The 24,211-nt window shown below is 38.5% G+C and carries 23 protein-coding genes, 10 tRNA genes and 1 rRNA gene; 31 read left to right on the plus strand and 3 right to left on the minus strand.

Annotation, left to right across the window (positions count from 1 at the left end; all coding sequences use genetic code 11):
• Positions 1-93: 93 nt before the first annotated feature.
• From rrf to rocF, 12 genes are all read left to right on the plus strand, one after another.
• Positions 94-209: ribosomal RNA gene (rrf, locus tag WYK_RS22710) — 5S ribosomal RNA — on the plus strand.
• A gap of 53 nt (positions 210-262) precedes the next feature.
• Positions 263-337: transfer RNA gene (locus WYK_RS22715), tRNA-Asn, on the plus strand.
• 1 nt (position 338) lies between these two features.
• Positions 339-411: transfer RNA gene (locus tag WYK_RS22720), tRNA-Thr, on the plus strand.
• Between the two features lie 36 nt (positions 412-447).
• A tRNA-Glu gene (locus WYK_RS22725) sits at positions 448-522 on the plus strand.
• 10 nt (positions 523-532) lie between these two features.
• Positions 533-608 (plus strand) — tRNA-Val (locus WYK_RS22730).
• Between the two features lie 17 nt (positions 609-625).
• Positions 626-698, plus strand: a tRNA-Thr gene (locus WYK_RS22735).
• A 10-nt stretch (positions 699-708) separates the two neighbouring features.
• Positions 709-792: transfer RNA gene (locus WYK_RS22740), tRNA-Tyr, on the plus strand.
• Positions 793-883: 91 nt separating this feature from the next.
• Positions 884-958, plus strand: a tRNA-Gln gene (locus tag WYK_RS22745).
• 90 nt (positions 959-1,048) lie between these two features.
• Positions 1,049-1,121 (plus strand) — tRNA-Lys (locus WYK_RS22750).
• A gap of 8 nt (positions 1,122-1,129) precedes the next feature.
• Positions 1,130-1,204, plus strand: a tRNA-Gly gene (locus WYK_RS22755).
• Between the two features lie 26 nt (positions 1,205-1,230).
• Positions 1,231-1,303, plus strand: a tRNA-Ala gene (locus tag WYK_RS22760).
• A 122-nt stretch (positions 1,304-1,425) separates the two neighbouring features.
• Positions 1,426-2,322 carry an arginase gene (rocF, locus tag WYK_RS22765; protein ID WP_040376773.1) on the plus strand — a complete coding sequence of 299 codons (897 nt, stop codon included), beginning with the start codon at positions 1,426-1,428 and terminating at the stop codon, positions 2,320-2,322.
• A gap of 56 nt (positions 2,323-2,378) precedes the next feature.
• Here the strand turns inward: rocF and WYK_RS24335 are convergent, their stop codons facing one another.
• On the minus strand, positions 2,379-2,537 hold the full coding sequence (locus WYK_RS24335; protein WP_081705018.1) for an aspartyl-phosphate phosphatase Spo0E family protein: 159 nt from the start codon (positions 2,535-2,537) through the stop codon (positions 2,379-2,381).
• Positions 2,538-2,706: 169 nt separating this feature from the next.
• Between WYK_RS24335 and sigW the strand changes: the two genes are divergently transcribed.
• From sigW to WYK_RS22830, 13 genes are all read left to right on the plus strand, one after another.
• Positions 2,707-3,270 (plus strand): RNA polymerase sigma factor SigW, encoded by a 564-nt coding sequence (gene sigW / locus WYK_RS22770; protein WP_040376705.1) that lies wholly within the window; start codon positions 2,707-2,709, stop codon positions 3,268-3,270.
• Positions 3,271-3,289: 19 nt separating this feature from the next.
• Positions 3,290-3,907 carry an anti-sigma factor family protein gene (locus WYK_RS22775; RefSeq protein WP_040376706.1) on the plus strand — a complete coding sequence of 206 codons (618 nt, stop codon included), beginning with the start codon at positions 3,290-3,292 and terminating at the stop codon, positions 3,905-3,907.
• 195 nt (positions 3,908-4,102) lie between these two features.
• Complete coding sequence (cdaA, locus tag WYK_RS22780) at positions 4,103-4,936, plus strand: diadenylate cyclase CdaA (RefSeq protein WP_040376707.1); 834 nt, start codon at positions 4,103-4,105, stop codon at positions 4,934-4,936.
• Positions 4,929-6,332: a CdaR family protein gene (locus WYK_RS22785; RefSeq protein WP_040376708.1), complete on the plus strand. Its 1,404-nt coding sequence runs from the start codon at positions 4,929-4,931 to the stop codon at positions 6,330-6,332. Before cdaA ends, WYK_RS22785 begins: the two co-directional genes overlap by 8 nt.
• Before the next feature lie 39 nt (positions 6,333-6,371).
• Entirely contained in the window at positions 6,372-7,721 is a 1,350-nt protein-coding gene (glmM, locus tag WYK_RS22790; protein WP_040376709.1) for a phosphoglucosamine mutase, read from the plus strand.
• 458 nt (positions 7,722-8,179) lie between these two features.
• On the plus strand, positions 8,180-9,982 hold the full coding sequence (glmS, locus tag WYK_RS22795) for a glutamine--fructose-6-phosphate transaminase (isomerizing) (protein ID WP_040376710.1): 1,803 nt from the start codon (positions 8,180-8,182) through the stop codon (positions 9,980-9,982).
• A gap of 172 nt (positions 9,983-10,154) precedes the next feature.
• A complete protein-coding gene (locus WYK_RS22800) occupies positions 10,155-10,664 on the plus strand; it encodes a YfiT family bacillithiol transferase (protein ID WP_040376711.1) in 510 nt (169 codons plus the stop codon).
• A 488-nt stretch (positions 10,665-11,152) separates the two neighbouring features.
• Positions 11,153-12,553, plus strand: coding sequence for an MDR family MFS transporter (locus tag WYK_RS22805; protein ID WP_040376712.1), 1,401 nt, complete (start codon positions 11,153-11,155; stop codon positions 12,551-12,553).
• A 245-nt stretch (positions 12,554-12,798) separates the two neighbouring features.
• A complete protein-coding gene (locus WYK_RS22810; protein ID WP_040376713.1) occupies positions 12,799-13,752 on the plus strand; it encodes an ABC transporter permease in 954 nt (317 codons plus the stop codon).
• Positions 13,742-14,713 carry an iron chelate uptake ABC transporter family permease subunit gene (locus WYK_RS22815; RefSeq protein ID WP_040376714.1) on the plus strand — a complete coding sequence of 324 codons (972 nt, stop codon included), beginning with the start codon at positions 13,742-13,744 and terminating at the stop codon, positions 14,711-14,713. Before WYK_RS22810 ends, WYK_RS22815 begins: the two co-directional genes overlap by 11 nt.
• A complete protein-coding gene (locus WYK_RS22820) occupies positions 14,710-15,474 on the plus strand; it encodes an iron ABC transporter ATP-binding protein (protein WP_040376715.1) in 765 nt (254 codons plus the stop codon). The genes WYK_RS22815 and WYK_RS22820 overlap by 4 nt, the downstream gene beginning before the upstream one ends.
• 121 nt (positions 15,475-15,595) lie before the next feature.
• On the plus strand, positions 15,596-16,639 hold the full coding sequence (locus tag WYK_RS22825; RefSeq protein ID WP_040376716.1) for a siderophore ABC transporter substrate-binding protein: 1,044 nt from the start codon (positions 15,596-15,598) through the stop codon (positions 16,637-16,639).
• Between the two features lie 58 nt (positions 16,640-16,697).
• Complete coding sequence (locus WYK_RS22830; RefSeq protein WP_040376717.1) at positions 16,698-17,024, plus strand: antibiotic biosynthesis monooxygenase family protein; 327 nt, start codon at positions 16,698-16,700, stop codon at positions 17,022-17,024.
• 293 nt (positions 17,025-17,317) lie between these two features.
• On the opposite strand, the gene WYK_RS22835 is transcribed toward WYK_RS22830, so the two are convergent.
• Positions 17,318-18,079: a glucose 1-dehydrogenase gene (locus WYK_RS22835; RefSeq protein WP_040376718.1), complete on the minus strand. Its 762-nt coding sequence runs from the start codon at positions 18,077-18,079 to the stop codon at positions 17,318-17,320.
• A 230-nt stretch (positions 18,080-18,309) separates the two neighbouring features.
• Here WYK_RS22835 and WYK_RS22840 point away from each other — a divergent pair, with 230 nt between their 5' ends.
• Both WYK_RS22840 and WYK_RS22845 read left to right on the plus strand, forming a co-directional pair.
• Positions 18,310-18,720 (plus strand): carboxypeptidase regulatory-like domain-containing protein, encoded by a 411-nt coding sequence (locus tag WYK_RS22840; RefSeq protein WP_040376719.1) that lies wholly within the window; start codon positions 18,310-18,312, stop codon positions 18,718-18,720.
• Between the two features lie 216 nt (positions 18,721-18,936).
• On the plus strand, positions 18,937-19,269 hold the full coding sequence (locus WYK_RS22845) for a zinc ribbon domain-containing protein YjdM (RefSeq protein WP_040376720.1): 333 nt from the start codon (positions 18,937-18,939) through the stop codon (positions 19,267-19,269).
• An 86-nt stretch (positions 19,270-19,355) separates the two neighbouring features.
• Here WYK_RS22845 and WYK_RS22850 read toward each other — a convergent pair whose 3' ends face one another.
• Positions 19,356-20,657, minus strand: coding sequence for a polysaccharide deacetylase family protein (locus WYK_RS22850; RefSeq protein WP_040376721.1), 1,302 nt, complete (start codon positions 20,655-20,657; stop codon positions 19,356-19,358).
• A 126-nt stretch (positions 20,658-20,783) separates the two neighbouring features.
• On the opposite strand from WYK_RS22850, the gene WYK_RS22855 reads away from it, so the two are divergent.
• The 4 genes from WYK_RS22855 to WYK_RS22870 all read left to right on the plus strand — a co-directional run bounded on the left by WYK_RS22855 (position 20,784) and on the right by WYK_RS22870 (position 24,179).
• Positions 20,784-21,530 carry a class I SAM-dependent DNA methyltransferase gene (locus tag WYK_RS22855; RefSeq protein WP_040376722.1) on the plus strand — a complete coding sequence of 249 codons (747 nt, stop codon included), beginning with the start codon at positions 20,784-20,786 and terminating at the stop codon, positions 21,528-21,530.
• A 28-nt stretch (positions 21,531-21,558) separates the two neighbouring features.
• A complete protein-coding gene (locus WYK_RS22860) occupies positions 21,559-22,152 on the plus strand; it encodes a histidine phosphatase family protein (protein ID WP_040376723.1) in 594 nt (197 codons plus the stop codon).
• A gap of 242 nt (positions 22,153-22,394) precedes the next feature.
• Complete coding sequence (locus WYK_RS22865; protein WP_040376724.1) at positions 22,395-22,685, plus strand: HesB/IscA family protein; 291 nt, start codon at positions 22,395-22,397, stop codon at positions 22,683-22,685.
• Positions 22,686-23,135: 450 nt separating this feature from the next.
• Positions 23,136-24,179 carry an SEC-C metal-binding domain-containing protein gene (locus WYK_RS22870; protein ID WP_040376725.1) on the plus strand — a complete coding sequence of 348 codons (1,044 nt, stop codon included), beginning with the start codon at positions 23,136-23,138 and terminating at the stop codon, positions 24,177-24,179.
• Positions 24,180-24,211 lie beyond the last annotated feature (32 nt).

Below are 24,211 nucleotides of genomic sequence, written 5' to 3' on the forward strand. Positions count from 1 at the left end.
TTATTATCTAGTTTTGAAGGAACAAGAAATTTGTTCTTGAAAAATCCATAAAAAGATATTATAATAATAAATGTCTTTGATAAATGAATAATGTCTGGTAATGATGGCGAAGAGGCCACACCCGTTCCCATTCCGAACACGGAAGTTAAGCTCTTCAGCGCCGATGGTAGTTGGGGGTCTCCCCCTGTGAGAGTAGGACATTGCCAGGCAGATTCACTTTTAATTTTTTTCTATCGAAGAGTTTTAGGAAACATTATACCATTCCGCAGTAGCTCAGTGGTAGAGCATTCGGCTGTTAACCGAACGGTCGTAGGTTCGAGTCCTACCTGCGGAGCCATGCTTCCATAGCTCAGTAGGTAGAGCACTTCCATGGTAAGGAAGAGGTCAGCGGTTCGAATCCGCTTGGGAGCTTACTAGTTTACTTGGAATTGAAATGAAAATTAGTTAGGCCCCTTGGTCAAGCGGTTAAGACACCGCCCTTTCACGGCGGTAACACGGGTTCGAATCCCGTAGGGGTCACCACTTTATATATGGAGGATTAGCTCAGCTGGGAGAGCATCTGCCTTACAAGCAGAGGGTCGGCGGTTCGATCCCGTCATCCTCCACCATGTTTTATTTTACACTTGCCGGTGTAGCTCAACTGGTAGAGCAACTGACTTGTAATCAGTAGGTTGGGGGTTCAAGTCCTCTTGCCGGCACTGTTTTTCTGGAGGGGTAGCGAAGTGGCTAAACGCGGCGGACTGTAAATCCGCTCCTTAGGGTTCGGCAGTTCGAATCTGCCCCCCTCCACCATTTATAAAATCAATTAGTGGACAGTTATATATTTTCTCTTTAAGGGAAATATATGATTACCACCTATTTTTTTGTCAGGTATACAATATATTGGGCTATAGCCAAGCGGTAAGGCAACGGACTTTGACTCCGTCATGCGTAGGTTCAAATCCTGCTAGCCCAGCCATATTATTATAAAGTATTAAGTGCTCAGTTGTGAGTTTACGTTTGAACTAGTAAACATAAACATCTGACTTTTTATTTTGTTAATTAATATGAGCCATTAGCTCAGTTGGTAGAGCATCTGACTTTTAATCAGAGGGTCGTAGGTTCGAATCCTACATGGCTCACTTTTTTTGCGGAAGTAGTTCAGCGGTAGAATACAACCTTGCCAAGGTTGGGGTCGCGGGTTCGAACCCCGTCTTCCGCTCCAGCTTAATCGTACATTACTGTACAAGAGGGGCCTTAGCTCAGCTGGGAGAGCGCCTGCCTTGCACGCAGGAGGTCAGCGGTTCGATCCCGCTAGGCTCCATACTGAAACCTTAAGCCATTCTATGGTTTAAGGTTTTTTTGTATCTTTATACAACCTTTTGCTTTGTTGAACCAGGTACCTATATTGGTATAAAATGGTTTAAAGGGGATGAGGATTTGAAGATAGAGAAAATAACAATCATTGGTCTTCCTATGGATCTCGGTCAAAATAGACGTGGGGTAGATATGGGACCAAGCGCAATCAGGTACGCTGAGGTAGTAGAGAGACTTGATAGTTTAGGGTTTGATGTTGAGGATTCAGGAGACATTATGATTGGAAGGCCCGCACAGTTGGACACTTCAGAAACGAAGCTGAATAACTTGAAAGAGGTCACTATCGGGAGCAGGCTACTGGCAGAAAAAGTCGACGCTATTCTTGGTAAGAACTCATTTCCACTTGTATTAGGGGGCGATCATTCAATTGCCATCGGAACATTAGCAGGAGCGTCAAAACATTATGAGAATCTGGGTGTGATTTGGTTTGATGCTCATGGCGATCTAAATACAGATGAGACGACACCTTCTGGTAATATTCATGGGATGTCGCTAGCCGTTAGTCTAGGGCTGGGAAACGATGAACTTGTAAACATCCATGGATATTCACCTAAAATTAAACCTGAAAATGTGGTCATTATTGGTGCGCGTTCTTTAGATGAAGGGGAAAGAAAATTAATAACAGCGAAAGAGATTAAAGTATTTTCTATGCATGAAATTGATAGACGCGGGATGGCAGCAGTAATAGAAGAAACGATTGCTTTCTTTAATGAAAAAACAGACGGTGTCCATTTATCAGTAGATATGGATGCGTTAGATCCTATTGATGCTCCAGGAGTTGGAACACCAGTGTTAGGGGGGATTACTTACAGAGAAAGTCATCTGGCGATGGAAATGCTTTCAGAGTCAGGTATTGTGACTTCTGCTGAGTTTGTAGAAGTGAATCCTATCCTAGATGATAAGAATAAAACAGCGACGGTTGCTGTTGCCTTAATGGGTTCTTTGTTTGGTGAGAAGCTAGTGTAAAGTAAGTTACGCTGCTTTTACATAATGAAAGACAATTAAAACAGTAACCTCCCCCGTTACTGTTTTTTGGTTAGATGGATATATTGAATGATTAAAGTATCCAGCTCTGCGCTGACCTCTACTACGCGACTATCTCTCATCGAGGAATGCCCTGCCAAATGAATCATTCTTTCTCTATATTCTTCTATTCTGGTTAACAGTTGTTCTGCTATCATAGTAAAGACATCCTCGCTTTATTTTGTATTTTTAAACAATTTACCCAATATTAATTTAATTAAACAAAAAATGTTAAAATTTGATAAAATTAAAGTAATTATTTTTGAAACCTTTTAGCGTGCGATTCGTAAGTATCGTATAGCCGCATGAGCGGGGGTAATACACAAAATGGAAGTCATCATTAAACAGAGGATTAATCAGGTCTTAAAGGGAGACCAAAATGCGTTTGGGGAAATTGTTGAATTGTATAAGGATAAGGTTTTTCAATTGTGCTTTAGAATGCTTGGAAACCGTCATGAGGCCGAAGATATGGCACAAGAGGCATTCGTTCGTGCATATGTTAATATTCACCGTTTTAATATTCAAATGAAGTTTTCTACGTGGTTATACCGAATTGCAACAAATTTATGTATTGACCGAATCCGTAAAAAGAAGCCAGATTACTTCTTGGATGCTGAAGTAGCTGGGACAGAAGGTTTAAATATGTATTCATTAATTGCTGATGACAGTGCTTTACCAGAAGATGAGGTAGAGTCATTAGAGCTTCAGGAGACCATACAAGACGAGATTCTAAAGCTGCCAGAGAAATACCGATCGGTGATTGTCTTAAAATACATTGAGGAATTATCCCTAAAAGAAATAAGTGATATTCTGGATCTGCCAATCGGAACGGTCAAAACGAGAATTCACAGAGGCCGTGAAGCATTGAGAAAACAGTTGAGTAATTTTTAAAAAGAAGGTGAATAAAACGATGAGTTGCCACGAGGATATCGTTGACTATATGCATGATTATTTAGATGAATCGATAACAGAAGAAAACAAAGAACGTTTGCGAGAACATTTGCATAGTTGTGCAGAGTGTCGTTCCTATTTTCATGATATGAAAAAGGCAATAGCTCTAGTGCAGAGTACGGCTAGAATTAAAGCACCAGATGATTTTACAGCACGAGTGATGGCAAGTATTCCGAAAGAAAAGAAAAATATAGGGATGAAACGCTATTTGAGAAATCACCCTCTGTTAACAGCAGCTTCATTATTTATTGTCTTAATGGGAGGGTCAATTTTCTCAACTTGGGGTGAAGAACAAAATTTTGCAGTGTCAAAGCAAGAAAACATTGTAGTTGAAAATGAAATGGTCATTATACCTGCCGGGAAAGTGGTTAAGGGGGACGTAGTAGTTAAGAACGGCGATATACGTATTGAAGGTGAAGTAAATGGCGATGTAACGGTTATAAATGGGGAGCAGTATATGGCTTATGCCGGTAAGGTAACGGGACAAATTGTTGTGATTGATGAAATGTTTGAATGGCTCTGGTTTAAAGTGAAAAGTACAGGTAAAGCTTTATTTAAGGGAGATGAGAACGAATAAATATCAGACTTTTACTTGTATAATGAAGGAGAGCCTTTGCCCTATGGGTGCAGGCTTGTTTGGTTTGCAAATACAAAAGGATTGTGTTTTTTTCATGCTTACTAGGTATACTAACTTTAGAAGAATAAGAACATTAGTGGTATAATGGTTAAGTTACGATTTAGCGTAAACGTTTTACTGATTGGAGGAAAAACCATGTCATTATCCACATTATCCAATCTTCCATTCATTGATTATGTAATCAATTTAATAGATATCCTCCTTGTATGGTTTGTTTTATATAAATTGCTCGTCATTATACGAGGTACAAAAGCCATTCAACTATTAAAGGGGATTTTCGTAATTGTGATTGTCCGGAGTCTAAGCAGCTTAATCGGCTTTAATACACTGGGCTGGCTAATGCAGCAAGTAATGAACTGGGGAGTCCTCGCTGTTATTATCATCTTCCAGCCTGAATTACGCCGTGCTCTTGAACAGTTAGGAAGAGGGCAGTTGTTCACGAGGACAACCGTTGGACAGGAAGAAGATGAGCAGGATAGGTTAGTTGAAAGTATAGTGAAAGCAACATCTTATATGGCTAAGCGTAGAATTGGCGCTTTAATCTCAATTGAAAAGGAAACAGATTTAAGTGATTACATAGAAACAGGCATACCTATTGAATCACACATTTCCTCAGAACTATTGATCAATATTTTTATACCAAATACACCGCTTCATGATGGAGCAGTTATTCTTCGAAATAATCAGATAGCTGCAGCTGCGTGTTATTTGCCGTTATCGGAAAGTCCGTTTATTTCAAAAGAACTTGGTACTAGACATAGAGCTGCTATGGGGGTTAGTGAGGCGACTGATTGTCTAACGATTATTGTATCGGAGGAAACAGGGAGTATATCCCTGACGAAAAACAGCGAGCTTTATCGTGATTTGGATCTAGAAACATTTAAGAGTATGTTATCAAAAGAACTAATCTTAGATAACAAACAAGCTTCCTCGACACTCTGGAATTGGAGGGGGAAGAAAAATGGATAAATATACAAATAGCGTCTGGTTTTCAAGGTTGGTTGCTTTGGCAATAGCTGCTCTTCTATTTACATCTGTTAATTTCGAATCCAAAAATGAAAATGGTTCCTTGGGTTTTAATACGCCTGGTAAGGTTTCTCAAGAAGTAATAGAAGATGTTCCAGTTGAAATAGATTATGATCAAGAAAACTTGGTCGTTACAGGTGCCCCGGAAACAGTGAAGATTACCCTTGAAGGGGTTAAAAGTTTGTTACTCCCGGCTAAAACTCAAAGAGAATTTCAAGTCTATATTGACCTTTCTGATCCTGAAATTACATTGGGAGAGAAAAAGGTGCCGTTAAAAATCCGTAATCTTAATGAAAAATTAACAGCTACCCTCTCACCTGCGTATGCAACCGTTATGGTTCAGGAAAAGGTGACAAAAGATTTTTCAGTAGATGTTGATTACAATCGTTCGTTATTAGAAGAGGGATACACAGCTGAAAATCCAACGAGTAATCCTCAAACGGTTAAGATCACAGGAGCCAAAGATGTCATTGATCAAATTTCTTTTGTAAAAGCGACACTTGGTTTAACAAAAGGAATGGATGAATCAGTCAATCGTGAAGCAACCGTTAAAGCGCTGGATCGAGACTTGAATAAGCTGAACGTGACGATTGAACCAGCAGTGGTGAATGTCTCATTAAAAGTGAATATTCCTTCTAAAACAGTTCCGATTAGGCCAATACAGTCAGGCAAGCTAAAGAGCGGATTAAAGATAAAAAGTTTGACCACGGATGATAAAGAAGTAACGATTTATGGAAAAGAAGCAATTCTTGAGAACATCAACGAAGTTACTGTCCCAGTCAACATTTCTAATATTACAGGGGATGCTGTGTACGAACTTCCGATTAGTGTTCCAGATGATGTAAAAAAAGTTTCGAAGGATACTGTGAAGGTGAACATTAAGACAGAAAAAGCGGATCCTGATTCGGAGGCTGACACCGATACGGATAACGATACAGATCCCGATTCTGAGGCTTCTTTACCTGAAGATACAAACGATACAGATAAACCTGTAGATAAACCGACAGAGGATAAAGATACCGATAAAGATGAAGATGTAAGCATTCAAACCAAGAAATTCTCCAATCTTAAGATTCAAACGGTTGGACTGGACAAAGACCGTTCGATGAAGTTTGTAAATCCTTCAATGGGTTCTATGGGTATTACGTTTAAGGGCACTAGAGCCGAGTTGAATAAACTTAAAGAGGCGAATATACAGTTATCTGTTAATGTAAATCAGTTGGAAGCAGGGACTCATGATGTCGCTGTGCAAGTTAAGGCGCCGGATAACACAAATTGGGAACTTGATTCAAGAATGGTCACAATTTCTATTACTGATAATGAGGAAGAGACTTCCTAACGTTTAACGGAACAATTCGAAAAAGGAGCGATTATGAAAATGGGTAAATATTTTGGTACTGACGGGGTAAGAGGGGTTGCCAACAGCGAGTTGACACCAGAATTGGCTTTTAAACTAGGACGTTTCGGCGGTTACGTACTAACAAAGGATACACAGCGTCCTAAAGTTTTAATTGGCAGGGATACCCGAATTTCCGGTCATATGCTTGAAGGAGCCCTTGTTGCTGGTCTTTTATCAATCGGAGCAGAAGTCATGCGCTTAGGTGTTATTTCTACACCAGGTGTTGCTTATCTTACTAAGGCGCTAAGTTCCGAAGCGGGTGTTATGATTTCAGCATCGCATAATCCAGTTGAAGATAATGGGATTAAATTCTTTGGTCCAGACGGCTTCAAGTTGTCAGATGCACAAGAGAATGAAATTGAAGCGTTAATGGATTTATCAGATGATACACTTCCAAGACCAGTGGGAGAAAACCTTGGCCACGTAAATGATTATTTTGAAGGCGGCCAGAAATATTTGCAATATCTAAAACAAACAGTTGATGAGGACTTCACAGGTATACATATAGCTCTTGATTGTGCACACGGAGCAACTTCATCCTTGGCAACACATTTATTTGCTGACTTGGATGCAGATATCTCAACCATGGGAGCATCTCCAAATGGATTGAACATCAATAAAGGCGTCGGGTCAACACATCCTGAAGCACTGGCAGCCTTTTTACTAGAAAAAGGGGCCAGTATCGGTTTAGCATTTGATGGTGATGGCGACCGGTTAATTGCGATTGATGAAAAAGGACAAATTGTAGATGGTGACCAAATCATGTACATCTGTGCACGTTATATGAACGATCATAACCTTCTTAAGCATGGAACGGTCGTATCAACTGTAATGAGTAACCTTGGCTTCTATAAGGGAACTGAGGAGCATGGAATTAAGAGTATCCAAACTGCAGTCGGTGATCGTTATGTAGTAGAAGAAATGAAAAAAGGCGGATATAATCTAGGCGGCGAGCAATCAGGCCATATTATTTTCCTTGATCACATCACTACTGGTGACGGTCTGTTAACTGGTTTACAGTTGGTGAATATCATGAATATGACGAAAAAATCATTATCAGAGCTTGCAAGCGAAATGAAAAAATTCCCGCAAAAGCTTGTGAATATTCGTGTCACAGATAAACATGGTGTAACTGAAAACGAAAAGGTTCATGCGATTATCAGTGAGGTGGAAGCTGAAATGAATGGAAATGGCCGAATTTTGGTTCGTCCTTCAGGAACAGAACCATTAGTACGAGTGATGGCAGAAGCTCCAACTGCCGAGCAATGTGAGACATATGTTGAGCGTATTGCTTCTGTTGTAAAAGAAGAAATGGGTTTAGCTGAGTAAAAAAAGACCTGATATAAAAAACAAATATGCAAAAGAGGAACGCTTTTTTCCTCTTTTGCATATTTTTATAACCAGATCAGTTTTTACTGATTTGATATAATAAAGGAATATTAAATTGACGGAAAGAACATTATGGGTTATGATAATTCTGTTTTAACACCCATTTTTTCAAGAAATGGGTATTTAAATAGAAAGGAAGGGCAAGTAGTAGATTCATTCAAAGCGCCTGAACTAAGCGTACGGTGTTATAAGCTTAGTTGACGAGGAGGAGGTTTATCGATATTTCGGCGGATACCTCCCGGCTGAACGTGTACAGCCGCAGGAACCTTGACCTTAAAACAGCGTGGCAACGTGCTGCACAAAGGGTGAGGGATACACATATAAAAAATATAAGAGACAAGGGGGCAGGAGTGCCCCCGTGCATTCCTGTTCCCTTGCTTAGACGGAGGAACGGATTTATGTGTGGAATTGTTGGATATATCGGTAATACGGATGCAAAGGAAATTTTGTTAAAAGGATTGGAAAAGCTAGAATATAGAGGATACGATTCTGCAGGAATAGCAGTTGTAACTGAATCTGGTGTTCAAGTATTTAAGGAAAAAGGCCGGATTGCTGATCTTCGCAGTGTTGTAGATGAAACGGTTCTAGCTCACACGGGAATTGGCCATACTAGATGGGCAACTCATGGTGTGCCAAGCCATAACAATGCACATCCGCATCAGAGTACATCAGGTCGTTTGACGTTGGTGCATAATGGTGTAATCGAAAACTATTTAGGTCTTAAACGTGAGTATTTAGAGGACGTTACGTTCGTTAGTGATACAGATACTGAAATCATCGTTCAGCTAATTGAGAAGTTTGTTAATGACGGCCTTGAAGTTGAAGCGGCTTTCCGTAAAACGTTAATGCTGTTAAAAGGATCCTATGCACTCGCTTTATTGGATAATCAAAATGAAGATGTCATCTTCGTTGCTAAGAATAAGAGTCCATTATTAGTAGGTGTCGGTTCTGATTTTAACGTAGTAGCTTCCGATGCGATGGCAATGATACAAGTGACTGATCAGTATCTGGAAATCATGGATAAAGAAATGGTTTTCGTTTCAAAAGAAAAGGTAACAATTAAAAACCTAGAAGGGGAAGAAATTCTCCGTGCACCATATACAGCTGAAATCGATGCTAGTGATATCGAAAAAGGCACATATCCGCATTATATGTTGAAAGAAATTGACGAACAGCCGCTGGTTATTCGTAAAATTGTTCAAGCGTATCAAAATGAGGAAGGCAAGCTGACTATTGATTATAATATTTCAGAAGCTGTTAGTGAAGCTGACCGCGTGTATATTGTTGCGTGCGGAACTAGTTACCATGCTGGTTTAATCGGTAAGCAGTTCATTGAAAAAATGGCTAAGATTCCAGTTGAGGTTCATGTGGCATCTGAATTTGTTTACAACATGCCGATACTTTCGGAAAAGCCGCTGTTCATCTTTATTTCTCAAAGTGGAGAAACTGCAGACAGCCGTGCCGTGCTTGTAGCGATTAAAGAACTTGGTTATAAATCATTAACAATTACGAACGTACAGGGTTCTACGCTTTCTCGAGAAGCAGACTTTACAATGCTGCTGCATGCAGGTCCAGAAATAGCTGTAGCATCTACAAAAGCATATACAGCTCAAATTGCTGTACTTGGTATCCTTGCTAACGTAGTTGCAGAATTCCGTGAGCAACAAGTTGATTTTGATTTAGTCAAAGAACTAGGGATTATCGCTACGGTTATGGAAGCGCTATGTGATTCAAAGGAACAGTTTGAGGAAATTGCTCGTGAGTATCTTGCTGTAACACGGAACTGTTTCTTTATCGGCCGCTCTCTTGATTATTATGTTGGCTTAGAAGGGGCACTAAAGCTTAAAGAGATCTCGTACATCCAAGCAGAAGGATTTGCTGGTGGAGAACTCAAACATGGTACAATTGCGCTGATTGAAGAAGGAACTCCAATTATTGCACTATCCACTCAAAACGAGGTAAACCTTAGCATACGAGGCAACGTAAAAGAAGTCGTAGCTCGTGGTGCGAATCCATGTATTATTACCATGAAAGGTCTGGAAGAAGAAGACGATCGTTTTGTCATTCCAGAAGTTCATGAACTCTTATCACCTCTTGTCTCAGTAATACCGCTTCAATTGATTGCTTATTATGCAGCCCTGCAACGCGAATGTGACGTTGATAAGCCGCGTAACCTGGCAAAGAGTGTAACTGTCGAGTAAGAACTATATAAAAGAGAACAACCGGAATTTCCTATTCTATTAAGTAGGGGATTTCGGTTTTTCTTATATCTAAAAGTTCCATTTTCTTGAATAATACGTAATAAAGGAGTGGGATTATGTATGTTAAACTATAAAGAGATGAAAGAAAAAAATAGGGAAAAGGTGAATGATAATGGATGTACGGTTTCCAATTGGGAGTTTACAAGTTCCTGAAAATGTTACAGTAGAAAGTATTCAAGGATGGCTACAGGAAATTGAATCTTACGTAATTAAATTAAGGGAAACGGTTAATTCACTAAGTGATGAGGAATTAAGCAAAACATATCGTGAAGGCAGCTGGACAGTTCGTCAGCTTGTTCATCATATTGCAGATTCTCAGCTGAACATGTATCAACGGTTGAAGCTAGCTTTAACTGACGAGAATCCTACCGTACCAGCTTTTGACGAAGAAAAGTGGGCTGTTCAACCGGATACAAAACTTCCAATAGAAAGTTCTATTAAAATGCTGGAAGGTTTAAATGAGCGTATTGTTGCTTTAGGATACAGTTTAACTGAAGCGCAATTAGAGCGAACTTTTACTCATCAGGTAAATGGCGAAGTAACAGTTGCAAAAAAATTTGCGAAATTAGCTTGGCACGAAGAGCATCACTTAGCTCATATAAAAATCGCATTATCAAACTAATAATATGCATGTAGTGGCCTATCGAAATTGGATAGACCATTTTTAAACGTAAGGAATAAAAAGAGGAATAGTACTTAACTACAGGAACATAAACTAATTGATAACTCTGTTACGTTCAATATCATTTTGAAACAAGAAAGTACGATAGGCCTCAAGTATCGTACAATCGGCAGACGTTAATAATGGAGAATGACAATAGGCTTTCACTTATTGTCTTTTTTAGTGTAAATGAGAAATGTTTAAGTGTAAGAGAATCATTGAATACATTAAGGCTTGCTATTGTTGAAGATAAAGGAATAAAGTGTTAATATAAGTAGCTAATTGTTATATTATAGAAACTATTATTTTGGGAGGTTGTTACATTAAGTTACTAATATTGAAACCAAGTTCACAAGATCATGCATAAAGCTTGTATAAATAAAGGTCTTTTACACGCATAGGGGAAAGAGAGTAAATACTACTATAGAAACAGAATTGATGGAGGATTTATGAGTAATTTATATGAAAAGCGCAATCAAATTGTGCTTCCATTTTTAATCGCGGCTTTTTTCGGTCTATTTAATGAAACAGCTTTAAATATGGCGTTTGTTGAGATTGCTAAAGACTTTGGAATTGAACCATCAACCGTACAATGGCTTACAACTGGCTATTTATTAGTACTGGGTATTTTTGTTCCCGTTTCGTCTTTCTTAATGCAGCGCTTTACAACACGCCAGTTATTCGCAGCTTCCCTAACCTTATCAGTGATTGGAACGTTTATTGCAGCTATTGCACCAAACTTTTCTGTATTGATGATTGCCCGGGTTGTGCAGGCACTTGGTACTGCTATTGTTTTACCTCTCATGACAACCGTTGTTTTACTCGTTTATCCCGCTGCAAAACGAGGAGCTGCAATGGGGAAAATCGGTTTAGTTATTGTATTTGCACCAGCGATAGGGCCAACACTTTCGGGAATTATTTTAGAGCAGCTTTCATGGCACTTTATCTTTTGGGTGACTGTACCATTCCTGATGATTGCCTTATTCGTTGGTATGCGTTTTATTGAAAACGTGAGTGAAGTACGTCCGACCAAGCTTGATGTCATCTCTTTTTTACTTTCGTCAATTGGTTTTGGCGGCGTCGTGTACGGCTTCAGTATTTCAGGTGAACGAGGGACATTTTTAACAACAGAAGTATATATTGCTGTAGGGATTGGTCTTGCCGCACTTATAATCTTTATCATTCGTCAACTTAAATTGGAAACACCAATGTTAAATGTCCGTGTCTTTAAATATCCTATGTTCACTTTAGGTGTTGTCATCATCTTGGCGGTTATGATGACGTTATTGTCTGTCATGGTGTTACTGCCAATTTATTTGCAAAATGCGCTGATACTGGCTCCAATGGCCGCTGGCTTACTTTTGCTTCCAGGTGGTGTGGTCAATGCCTTAATGTCCGTTGTGGCTGGAAATTTATTTGATAAATTCGGGCCAAAATGGATGGTATTAAGCGGAATGCTGCTGGCCATTATCAGTTTACTCTTTTTACGTATGGTTGATCTGAATACATCAAGTATCTATATTATAATCATGCATGTTATTTTGCTGATTGGAATTTCATTTATTATGATGCCTGCTCAAACGAACGGGTTAAATGAGTTACCACGTGAGTTATATACAGATGGTTCAGCGGTTATGAATACCTTACAACAAGTAGCCGGTGCAATTGGTACAGCGGTGGCGGTTACCATTATGTCCATTACACAAAAAGGCTATGACAATCCTGTTGTTGGGTTAGTTGAAGGGGTACAAAATTCAATTTTATTTGGATTGATTATCTCAATTATCGCTTTTATCGTGTCACTTTTCTTAAAGCGTGTCGGTACAGAGCAAGGAAAACAACCAAACTAAGCATCAAAGAGACTCCAAAACATGTACACATGTTCTGGAGTCTTTTTGATGTCTAAACTAAAAGAACTGTGAGACACGCCCCTAATAGAAGATTACTTTAATTTAGATAATAATATCCTTAATTGGATAATCGGGTTGGAAATACAGAAAGAGTCAGTATATAATGAATCTTGTATGTAATGATAATCATTTTCAATAAGAGAATCATTATAAATATAGAAAATAGAATAAATGGGGATTACGAAATGAGATTATGGATGTTAGTGGTTGCCGCTGTTATCTTATCTTTCGTCTCACTGTTTATAGGAGCCATAGATATTAAGCCAACTGATTTATTGGATTTCCAATCAGATGAAGTTCAAATTTTTCTGGTAAGTCGTTTACCACGATTAATGGCTATTATCTTAGCTGGTGCAGGTATGAGTATTGCCGGTTTGATTATGCAATCGTTGAGCCGCAATAAATTTGTATCTCCTACAACAGCAGGTACGTTAGATGCGGCAAAATTAGGTATTGTTATTGCAATGATTTTTTTCACGAATGTAACGTACATGCAGAAAATTATTTTTGGTTTTGCTTTTGCCTTAATCGGAACGTTTATCTTTATGCGTCTATTAGAACGCATTAAATTCAAAGATGTTATTTTCGTACCACTAATCGGTATTATGTACGGAAATATCATTTCATCAGTGACAACCTTCTTAGGCTATGAAGCAGATATATTACAAAACGTGAGTGCATTCTTCCTAGGCAGCTTCACGTTAGTTGTTTCAGGGCGCTATGAGTTACTTTATGTAGCAGTACCAGCAATCATTCTTGCTTATATTTTTGCAAATAAGTTCATGGTTGCAGGGATGGGCGAGGATTTTGCGAAGAACCTAGGTTTGAGTTATAAAACGGTATTGAATATCGGCCTCGTTTTAATCGCAGTTATTTCAACGACAGTTGTTTTAACAGTAGGCGTTATCCCATTCTTAGGATTGATTGTTCCTAATATCGTGTCGCTGTATCTAGGGGATAATTTACGTAAAACAATTCCTCATACTATTGTGCTTGGTGCCGTATTCCTCCTTGTGTGTGATATTCTGAGCCGTATTGTTGTAGCTCCATATGAAATTCCGGTTAATACAACGGTAGCGGTTATCGGTAGTGCAATCTTCTTAATCATGTTACTTAGGGGGAAAGCATATGCAAAGTAGTGTGAAGAAGCATAATACAATAAAAATCTTAATTTTAGCAGTTATTGCGATTCTTTCAATTATTGGCTTCTTGTTTTACAACATTCAAGGCGGCTTTAGCTATGCCTTTCCGAAACGTGTAGTACGAGTTTGTGCGATGGTTATTACAGGAGTTGCGATTGCTTATGCGACAGTTATGTTTCAAACGGTAACACGTAACCGAATTTTAACACCATCCATTATTGGTGTAGATTCGATGTATGAAGTAGTCCAAACGGTGCTTTATTTCTTCTTAGGATCAGCATCAGTATTCGTTGTTGACCGTTATGTAAACTTTGGTACAGCAATAGTGGTGATGGTTATCTTCGCATTACTATTGTATCGTTTTTTATTCCGTGCAGATAAGTATCCAATTTTCCTTCTGCTATTGGCTGGGATGATTATCGGTACATTGCTAGGAAGCTTAGTGACATTTTTACAAGTCATCATCGATCCAATAGAATATTTAAGTCTTCAAAGTCGTTTATTTGCAAGCTTTACCAATGTGAAATCTGAACTTGTTGGGATTTCCGCAATTATTTTACTTGCTTGCTTCATTTATGGTAGTCGAATGATGCGTGATTTAGATGTTATGAATTTAGGTCGTGAAACTGCGATTAACTTAGGTGTGAATTACGATAAAATCGTGTTGAATGTACTTGTTTTGGCATCGATTTTACTGGCAACATCAACAGCCCTAGTGGGTCCGATTACCTTCTTAGGACTAATCGTATCGAACCTGGCTTATCAATTTTTAGTTACATACAAGCATTCTGTTCTAATCCTGGGAGCAAGTTTAATTAGTATCATTGCACTTGTTGGTGGTCAGTTCCTTGTACAGCACGTATTCCATTTAAATACGACACTTAGTGTTATTATCAACTTTATCGGTGGACTATACTTCATTTACTTATTACTTAAAGAAAGTAGGGCAGCAGGATGATTGAAATTAAAGGATTAACAAAGTTTTTTGGTAAAAAACCTGTTGTAGAAGATGTGTCAGTGAAGATTGAAACGGGGAAAATCACGTCATTTATCGGGCCAAATGGTGCTGGTAAATCGACATTATTATCAATGGTTAGTCGCTTACTAGATTCAGATACTGGTGAAGTGTTATTAGACAATAACAATGTGAAAAAGATGAAGTCTCAAGATTTCGCAAAACGTGTGGCAATCTTGAAGCAATCAAACTTTATTAACGTGCGTCTAACGATTCGTGAACTTGTGGCATTTGGTCGTTACCCTTATTCAAAGGGACGTTTAACAAAAGAAGATAATGCTAAAGTAGACGAAGCTTTATCGTATATGAATTTAATCGATATGCAGGATAAATTTTTAGATGAATTATCTGGTGGACAAAAGCAACGTGCGTTTATTTCAATGGTGATTGCGCAAGATACCGAATATATTCTATTGGATGAACCGTTGAATAATCTAGATATGAAGCACTCTGTTCAAATCATGAAAATATTACGTAAGCTCGTTGATGAGTTAGGTAAGACGGTTGTTATTGTATTGCACGATATTAACTTTGCCTCTGTTTATTCAGATCGCATCGTTGCGCTTAAAGATGGTCGTCTCATAAAAGACGGCTTAACGAGTGAAATCATTAACTCGGAATCGCTTCGTGACGTGTATGATATGCACATCCCGGTTCAAGAGCAAGATGGATGCCGAATCTGTGTTTATTTCCAGTCACAATAATTTTCTGGGAAAATTGTATTGACAATGGGAAAGAAAGTCAGCTAAGATTGAGGTATCTAATTGATAAAGATAATCACTCTCAATTACAAATGGTGTAAATTTCTAGGAGGAGAATTTGAAAATGAAAAAGTGGGGTATTTTGGCTGCAACTGCAGCGTTGACTTTAATGTTGGGTGCTTGTGGTACGGACGAGACTAAGGAAAAATCTTCAGGTAAAACAGAGCAGACTTCAACTGATAAAGAAACTTCAGCTGAATCAAATGCAGCATTCCCAATGACAGTTGAATCATTAACGGCAAGTAGTGAAGATCGTGAATCAGGAAGCTCAACTGTATTTGAAGATGTCACTTTCAAAGAACAACCTAAACGCATCGTAACATTAGATTACGGTTTCTTAGATACCCTTGACGCTTTAGGGGTTGAAGGGATCGTTGGAATTGCTGCTAATGGTGGTAAAGGGAATATGCCTGAACATTTAAAAGAAAAATACATAAATGATGACGTTACTGACGTTGGATCTTTAAAAGAACTAAATTTAGAAGCAATAGCCGCAGCTGAGCCAGATGCCATTTTCATTTCTGGTCGTCAAACTTCATACTATGAAGAGTTAAAAGAAATCACACCAAATGTAGTTTTTATCGGTTCTGATAACACGGACTACATCGGTGGTGTTAAGGAATCAGTTGATTTAGCTGCTAAAATCTTTGACAAAGAAGATGAAGCTAAAGCATTGAATGATAACTTATCAGCTAAAGTAGCTGAAGTTAAAGAAAAAGCTGCTGGTTACGGAAACGCATTAGTAGCGATGTATAACGATAAGGCAATTTCTGGTTTTGATGATGGGAAAGAGTCTCGTTTCGCTTATGTATACAATGATTTCGGCTTCAAACCAGCAACAACTAATATCGAAACTGGATCGCACGGTTCTGACTTCTCTTATGAGTCAATCTTGAAAGTTGATCCAGAAGTATTATTAGTAATTGATCGTGGTGTTGAATCGGTTGACGTACTTAAGGGCCAAATTGAAAATGATATCATTAAGAAAACACGTGCTTACAAAGAAGACAAAATCGTCTATCTTGATGGAACAAATTGGTACTTCTCTTCTAACGGTATCACTACTGAAGTAGAAAAAATGCAAGAAATTCTAGATGAATTAAAATAATTCACATAAGGAGCATGTCTCAATTAGGGCATGCTTTTTTTATAAAAGGAGTATGTTTATGTTTGTTCAAATGCGTCGGACTGTAGTAACAGAAGGTAATGCACATAAGGTTGTTGAGCGTTTTAAGAAAAATCCAGAAAGACCATCGAAAGTTGAACAACGTGAAGGCTATATTGATCGCGAAGTGTTAGTGAAAAAAACACGTCGTGGCGATGAAGAAGTAATCGTATTGATTCGCTGGGAATCAGAAGAGGCTTGGAAAGCTTGGGAAAAGAGCCCAGAGCATATTGAAGGCCACAAAAAGAAAATCGCTGAACATGGCGGCAAACCACCAAAACCAGATTATGTTATTTCCTCTGAGGGCGGCGGCTATTACGTACAATAAGCGAAGTATGTTGACGTAGGATATCGGAAAAAACACCTCCAATGGAGGTGTTTTTTCTTATATAAAGCAGGCTGGCATTCAAGGTCATCAATGCAAAAGGTTAGGTGCCTTCACCGTCTACTCGTTGCTACGCAGCCTATTCATTCATATGATTATACGGAATTTCTGTTTTGAAGAGCTGTACTGGATTTTTCAAAATAGAAGCGCTTATTCGAATAATCCTCAAAACCAATTGGGGAATAAATAAGAAAGAATCCATTTTAAAAATGGATTCATTTCTAAACAATATGTGTTTAGTAAGCGGACCATCCAGCATCGGCAGCCATAACTACGCCGTTAACGTAGGAGGATTCGTTACTAGCTAAGAATAGAGCAATATCTGCAATTTCTTCAGGTTGGCCGGCACGCGGCATCATGTTTACCCCACGTGTTGCATACTTTATACCTTCCATGTCCATGCCTTCCATTGAAGCTACTAACCCTGTTTCTACTTGTGCTGGAGCGATTGCGTTACAACGAATTCCTTGCGGACCATAATGCGAAGCTATGTTTTTTGTCATACCCGTTACTGCATGTTTAGCGGCTGTATACGTGAAGCCTCCACGTCCCCCAGTTAAACCAGCAATAGATGAAAGGTTAACGATCACACCGCTTCCTTGTGCTTGAAATAGTGGTAAGATTTTACGTGTGCTGCGCATAACCCCGCCAACATTGATGTCCATAACACGCTGCCAAACATCATCCTCTACATTATGAGCAGCCTGCATTTTATCTAACACACCCGCACAATTCACTAAAATATCAATCCGCCCGAAAGCTGCGACAGAATCATCGATCATTCTCTGAATGTCTTCTTCAACTGCTACATTTACTTTCACTCCAACAGCTTGTACACCTTGGCCTTTTAACATATCGACCGTACTATTTAATGCCTCTTCATTGAAATCCGCAATGACTATTTTTGCCCCTTCTTGTGCATAGCGAACGGCAATTGCTTTACCGATTCCATTTGCACTACCTGTAATAATGGCTACCTTATCTTGTAATCGTGTCATTTCAAGTTCCCTCCCAAATAATAAGTGTGATTATTAGTATAACCTGAAAATTACCTTTTTTATAAAATAATCAAGGGCACTAACGGGATATTTAGTTGAATAAGCACTAAGTTTTTCTGTGGTATTTTTCACATTTAAATAGATTAAAACGAACACAATCCATTTATTTCCACTTTGATATTCAGTATATTCTGTTATTATGATGTATAAAGAATGGAGGAGGAAATAACATGAAAAATTTATTTTTATTCTTTAGTACCTTTGTGTTAGTTCTGGCATGCGGATTGGCAGCAGGTACTTCTTCTGCTCAAGCAAGTGTTCCTCAGTACTCTTTTCAAACAGAAGATGGAAAATGGGATGGCGAAATTGGTAATCCTAACAAACATAGTGACTTAGAGGTAGAACTAGTTTCTCCCATTTATTTAAAGACTTCTTCTGGAAGTAAGAAATTGACTAATTATAGTAACGTAAGCGTTCGTCTTGTCAATGCTCGTACTGGAAAGTCCACAGGCTATCATAGTTTAGCGGATGGAAAGGCATTATTTACAGGTATGAAAATAGGTAAATACTATGTTGATGTGAAAGATGGATATTCTTCTGGCAAAGTAAAAGGAAAGCTTCAAATTGTTTTCAAGAACTAACTGGTGAGTTCGTAGAATAAGGAACTCTAAAACTTTTAAAAGAAAGCTATCGTTTGGTCTTTATTCAAACGATAGTTTTTTATGCATTGAAATTACTTGAGGCAAGCACTAGAAAAAGGTGAAAGTAGTTTGTCAATAGGAGAGGGACGTGGCAGTATAGGCATATATGGACGTTGGTTTTTAAAATTGTAATTTGTAATGGAGGAAGGAAACCTGATGGCGGAATTGCCGGAATGCCCGAAGTGTAGTTCAGAATATACATATGAAGATGGATCTCTATTGGTTTGCCCAGAATGCAGCCATGAGTGGAAAATAGGTACAGAGACGGAAGAACAAGCAATAATCAAGGATACTAACGGAAACAAACTAAATGATGGTGATGCCGTGACAATCATTAAAGATCTTAAGGTAAAAGGAAGCTCATCCGTTTTAAAAATGGGTACTAAAGTAAAGAGTATTCGTTTAGTAGAGGGCGATCATAATATTGATTGTAAGATTGATGGCTTTGGCGCAATGAAATTAAAATCTGAATTTGTTAAAAAGATATAAATGTGTAAGTGCAGCAAAGCCATTTTCCTGAAATGGCTTTTTTGTCTTTTAGGCAACAAAAAAGGCTCCTAAAGAAAGCCTTTTGTTTAGGATGACGCGACTGAATGGTTTCGTTGTTTCTGCACTTCTTTCAGTTCGGACACGGTCACGAGTTGATAGTGTTGTTCACTGAGTAATCGGATAATCTCTTCAGCTGCTTCGGCACTTGTTCGATAGATATCATGCAGGAGAATAACTTTACCATCATCCGCTTTACTCATTACCTTATGGATAATCTTTTCTTTATTTCGAATCTTCCAATCCTCGGGATCGATGTCCCAAAGAGCAATGTCCATACTTTTACATGAAGCAATGACTTTATGATCAAAGGCTCCATAAGGTGGGCGGAGGAGCGTAGGCTCATAATTACTAGAGTCTTTAATGATCTGTTGGGTTTTGTTTACTTGTACGGCTATTTTTTTAGGGCTTAGCTTAGTTAATTGTGAATGATCCCAAGAGTGGTTTCCAACTTCATTTCCTAATGCGGTCATCTTTTTGACGATTTCAGGGTGAGATTCAACCCTGCTTCCCAGCACAAAAAATGTTGCATGAGCATTAAACTTCTTTAATGATTCCAAAATTATATTAGTTGATTCCACAGAGGGACCATCATCAAACGTTAAGGCAATTACTCTGGACTTTGGGTCGACTTTCATCTGGTCCGGAAGCTTGCTGATGACGCGCGTTGGAACTTTGTCTAGTAGTTGATCTTTATTCACGTTCTTTTCTTTGTATGTATGTACAAGACTGTCATTAAACAGACTTTTTTTTATGGCCATTACTTTTGGTTTTCTAGATGAATTTTGCTCTGCTTGCATATAAAAAAGTAAGGTATCACCCAGCACTATAAATTGATTGAAATCCGTTTGTTTACCCCTTGTTTGGATGTGTTCTCCGTTTGCAATATTCGAGAGGGTTTCAAGGTAATCAGTCTCTTTTATGAATAAATCATTGATTGTCATCATCTTTTGTGACGGAATATCAAAGGTAAGGAGTTGAAAAGCAGTCGTGTTGTCTTCTTTAAAAAGAATAGAAACAGTCTGTTCACTGAAATGCTTAATCTCATAGGAAATTTTTTGTGAGTTTGGTTTGGATGGGTGTTTAGTAATATGATCAGCTAATTTTCCTGCTGCATAGGATGAAAGAATGACATCAATCTTAGGGATGTCCAGAGAAGGGTAGTTTACTGTAAAACCATCTGTTTTATTAGTAAGTGTTTTAACGACTACATCTGGATACCTTGTGTCATATTGTTTTTTCTTATTGCTCTTAATCGCTATTGTTGCAGTAGCTCCTAGTAGTACTAAACAAAATACTAAAATAAAAATACGTTTATAATTTGGTTTCATGATGCCTCCGCCTTAGAGATTCTTAGATGTTACGTAGTAATAATTTAATAATATACTTGATAGAATCCTATTTCTACCAATATATTAATAATGAGGGTAGGAAATATAATGGAGGTTATGAAATTAATGGAAGATAACTCGCGAGAATATAACATACCTGAGCTTTATGATGTAGAAAATGATTCCTTACACGATCTTGCACTACTTGAAGAATACGCAGATTCGAATGGGCTTAATATTGATTTAGCCTGCGGTACTGGCAGGGTCACCATTCCTTTTGCTGAAAAAGGCTATAGGATGATTGGGGTGGATAACCATGAAGGGATGCTGACTCGAGCAGAAAAGAAGACGAAAAACTCTATGATTAGCTGGATCAAACAAGATTTAAAAAAGTTAAAGCTGGATGTCACCAGCCAATTTATATATATGGTTGGAAATTCATTTCAGCATTTCCTGACAAATGAAGATCAAGATCAGCTTTTACAGAGTGTTCATGCCCATTTGAATGCAAAGGGCGTGTTCATCTTTGATACGCGTTTTCCCTCTAAAGAGGAACTTCTGCAGCCGGAGACAGAGGAATATTGGCGTTCCTTTACAGATCATCTCGGCAGAAAGGTTGATGTATCGACAATAGCGGTTTATCAGGCAGTAACACAGGTTCAGTCCTATGTGACTATTCGAAGATTTCAAGAGAGTGATGGCAGTATCTTGAAGACAGAATCTAAGATTTCATTACGGTATGTCTATCCAGCAGAAATGGACAGGCTATTAGCAAGTCACGGGTTCTCTGTCGTCCATAGATATCAGGATTGGCGTAAAACAGCATTGACTAAAGATGCAACAAATATGGTGTATGTCTGCAGGAAGAGATAAAATAAGTTTAGTGAATGGGAGAGTGAGTATGACTAGAATCGGATTTATCAGACATGGCAGTACGGCTTGGAATAAGGCAGGAAGGGCACAGGGGCACACGAATATCCCGCTGGATGAGGAGGGTGTGAACCAGGCACAGAAGCTTGCAGAGCGTTTAAGTAAAGAGCAGTGGGACGTTATTTATTCAAGTGATTTAACAAGGGCTAGACAAACAGCTGAAGCCGTTCATAAAAAACTAGGAGATATACCCATCTTCTTTGATGAGCGTTTGCGGGAGGCTGGCGGAGGGTTAATGGAAGGAACAACGGAAGCCGAACGAATAGAAAAGTGGGGCAGTGATTGGCGAAATCTTGATTTAAAAAGGGAAACTAAAGAAAGTGTTGAAGCCCGTGGTCTGCCTGCAATTGAAGAAATGCTCAAAAAACATCCTGGTCAGAATATCTTACTCGTCAGTCATGGCGCCTTTAATCGGCATCTGTTGAATAAGCTGGTTCCCGTTAATGAGGGTCATGGACCACTAAACAATACCTCGGTTACGAAAATTCTATTGACAGCGGATCAATGGGATTGTGAACTGTTTAATTGCACGCATCATCTGGAAGTGGTTCTCGAAGAGGAATGAATTTTATTAATCAATCGATTGATTAAATGCTGTAAAGCTTGATAGAGAGAGAACAGAGGACCGTTTATAGCAAAGGGTCCTCTTTGTTTTTGTACTTATAGCAAGCAGATAGAAATTTATTAATCAATCGTTTAATTAAATTTGAATGGTTAACAGTTTCTTTAAAACTAGTTCGTACCTATAAATAAGTATAACGTGCTAAAGTAGGTTTATTAGTTCAAAACGGGCAAGGAGTGTGGAGAATGATTAAAATTACAGATAGAGCGAAAGAAAAAATTAGAGAAATTCAGGAGAACGATGAGGAAAGCAGGTTTTTACGATTTGGAGTAAGAAGTGAGTGCTGTAACGAAATGCACTATTCCTTAACCCTGGCAAGAGATAAATCTGATCAAGAAGAACTCCTAATCATTAACGATATTCATGTGCTGATTCATACTGCCGATACTCGTTATATTAATCAGACAGAAATTGATTATCAGGAAAATGGCTTTTGGATTAATAACCCGAATCCCATAGTGTCTCCCTTAAAATAGGTGTTGCTGCAATAGAGACCTCTTTATTATAGGATAGTCAGTCTATTATGATAGATGACTATCTTTTTTAGTTAAAAGTTGAAAGTACAAGTGGAATTGTATAAGATGGATATATAAATAAGAACGTATGTTTGTTTTAGGTATACAAAATATGACGGAAATTTCTGAGGTCAAGTGGGTAAAGGTAAAAGCGGCGAATCAGCTCATGCCCTATCATCCTGGAGGGGTTTTAAGTTTATTAAAAGACTCTGTGCCTTATTTATTTCGAAAACAGTAAATAACTTTATACAACCATGTTAAGCAGGTATAAGCAATGAATAGAGTGTAAGAATACCGTGAACTGCCTCTTTTAAGTGAATTTCCAGCGGCTTCCGGATTCTTCCGTTCTTATCTAATTGCTGTATTTCTGGTACAATGGTGTATAGCACTATTTTGGAGGTTACTAACAACATGATTAAAGCAAATAGAAATGATCCTTGTCCATGCGGAAGCGGGAAAAAGTATAAGAAATGCTGTGAACGTAAGGTAACGGAGATTCCTGTAATGATTAACTACGAGGAAGCTAGACAAATCCAGAAAGATCTTATCGATTATACGGAAAAACAGTATCAAGATGAGATTGTCAAACTTGCGGAAAAACAGCCGATTTATTCTACTTTGGATGAGGAAACACAAGATTTATATTTATTTAACTTTAGAATGTGGGGCATGCTGTCTCAACCACTTGTCAATGGCCACACGATACTAGAAGAGTATTTAATTGAACAGGGTGACTCAATCATCCGGACAAAAACGAAAGAAATCGTTGAGTCATGGTTAAATACGGCTCCTTCATTGCTAATGATCCAAGGAATCAATGAGGACGTATTGTCTCTAGAGGATATTGTTACGAAGAAAGCCTATTTGCTTCCGATGGATGGCTATCGGGAACAGAATATGGATGGCGATAGCTTAATTCTTGGCTATCCTGTTGAAATGGAAGAAGTCATGAGCTTCTTTACACCATTTATTAGTATTGAAATGCAGCATACCAAAAAAATTCTTGAAGCAATGAAAGAGCAATTGTCTGCTTTTAACGGACAAGCTGAAGAGTTTATGGTAAAACAATTCCCTGAGGTCTTGAATGCACTGTTTGCAGTAGTTAAAGGAAATGAACTTTCTGAATCTGCTGGGCTGGATTGGGGAAATGAGAAGCAAGAAGAAACTGCACGTATTCTGCAAAAGGGAATGGAGCAGGAGGAGTATCCAGAGGAGCTTATCGAGCTAACTCAGAAACTTTGGAACACATTCTGTCTGCAAGAATCACCTGTCATTCGTAAGCCGGAAGCATTTGCAGCTGCTATGGAATATGCTGTTAAACAGATTTCATCTGGTGAATTTGGTCTTTCTCAAGGGAAGCTTGCCGAGAAATATGGCGTAGGAGCATCCACTATTTCTAAGCGTTTCAAAGAAATTGAGACCGTACTTAGTGAAGAACTTACTCCTGCACGCTAAGTGAAAAGCAGGTCCTGTTTAGTCAAACTGTC

Source organism: Peribacillus psychrosaccharolyticus ATCC 23296, from assembly GCF_000305495.1.
Lineage (GTDB): Bacteria > Bacillota > Bacilli > Bacillales > DSM-1321 > Peribacillus > Peribacillus psychrosaccharolyticus.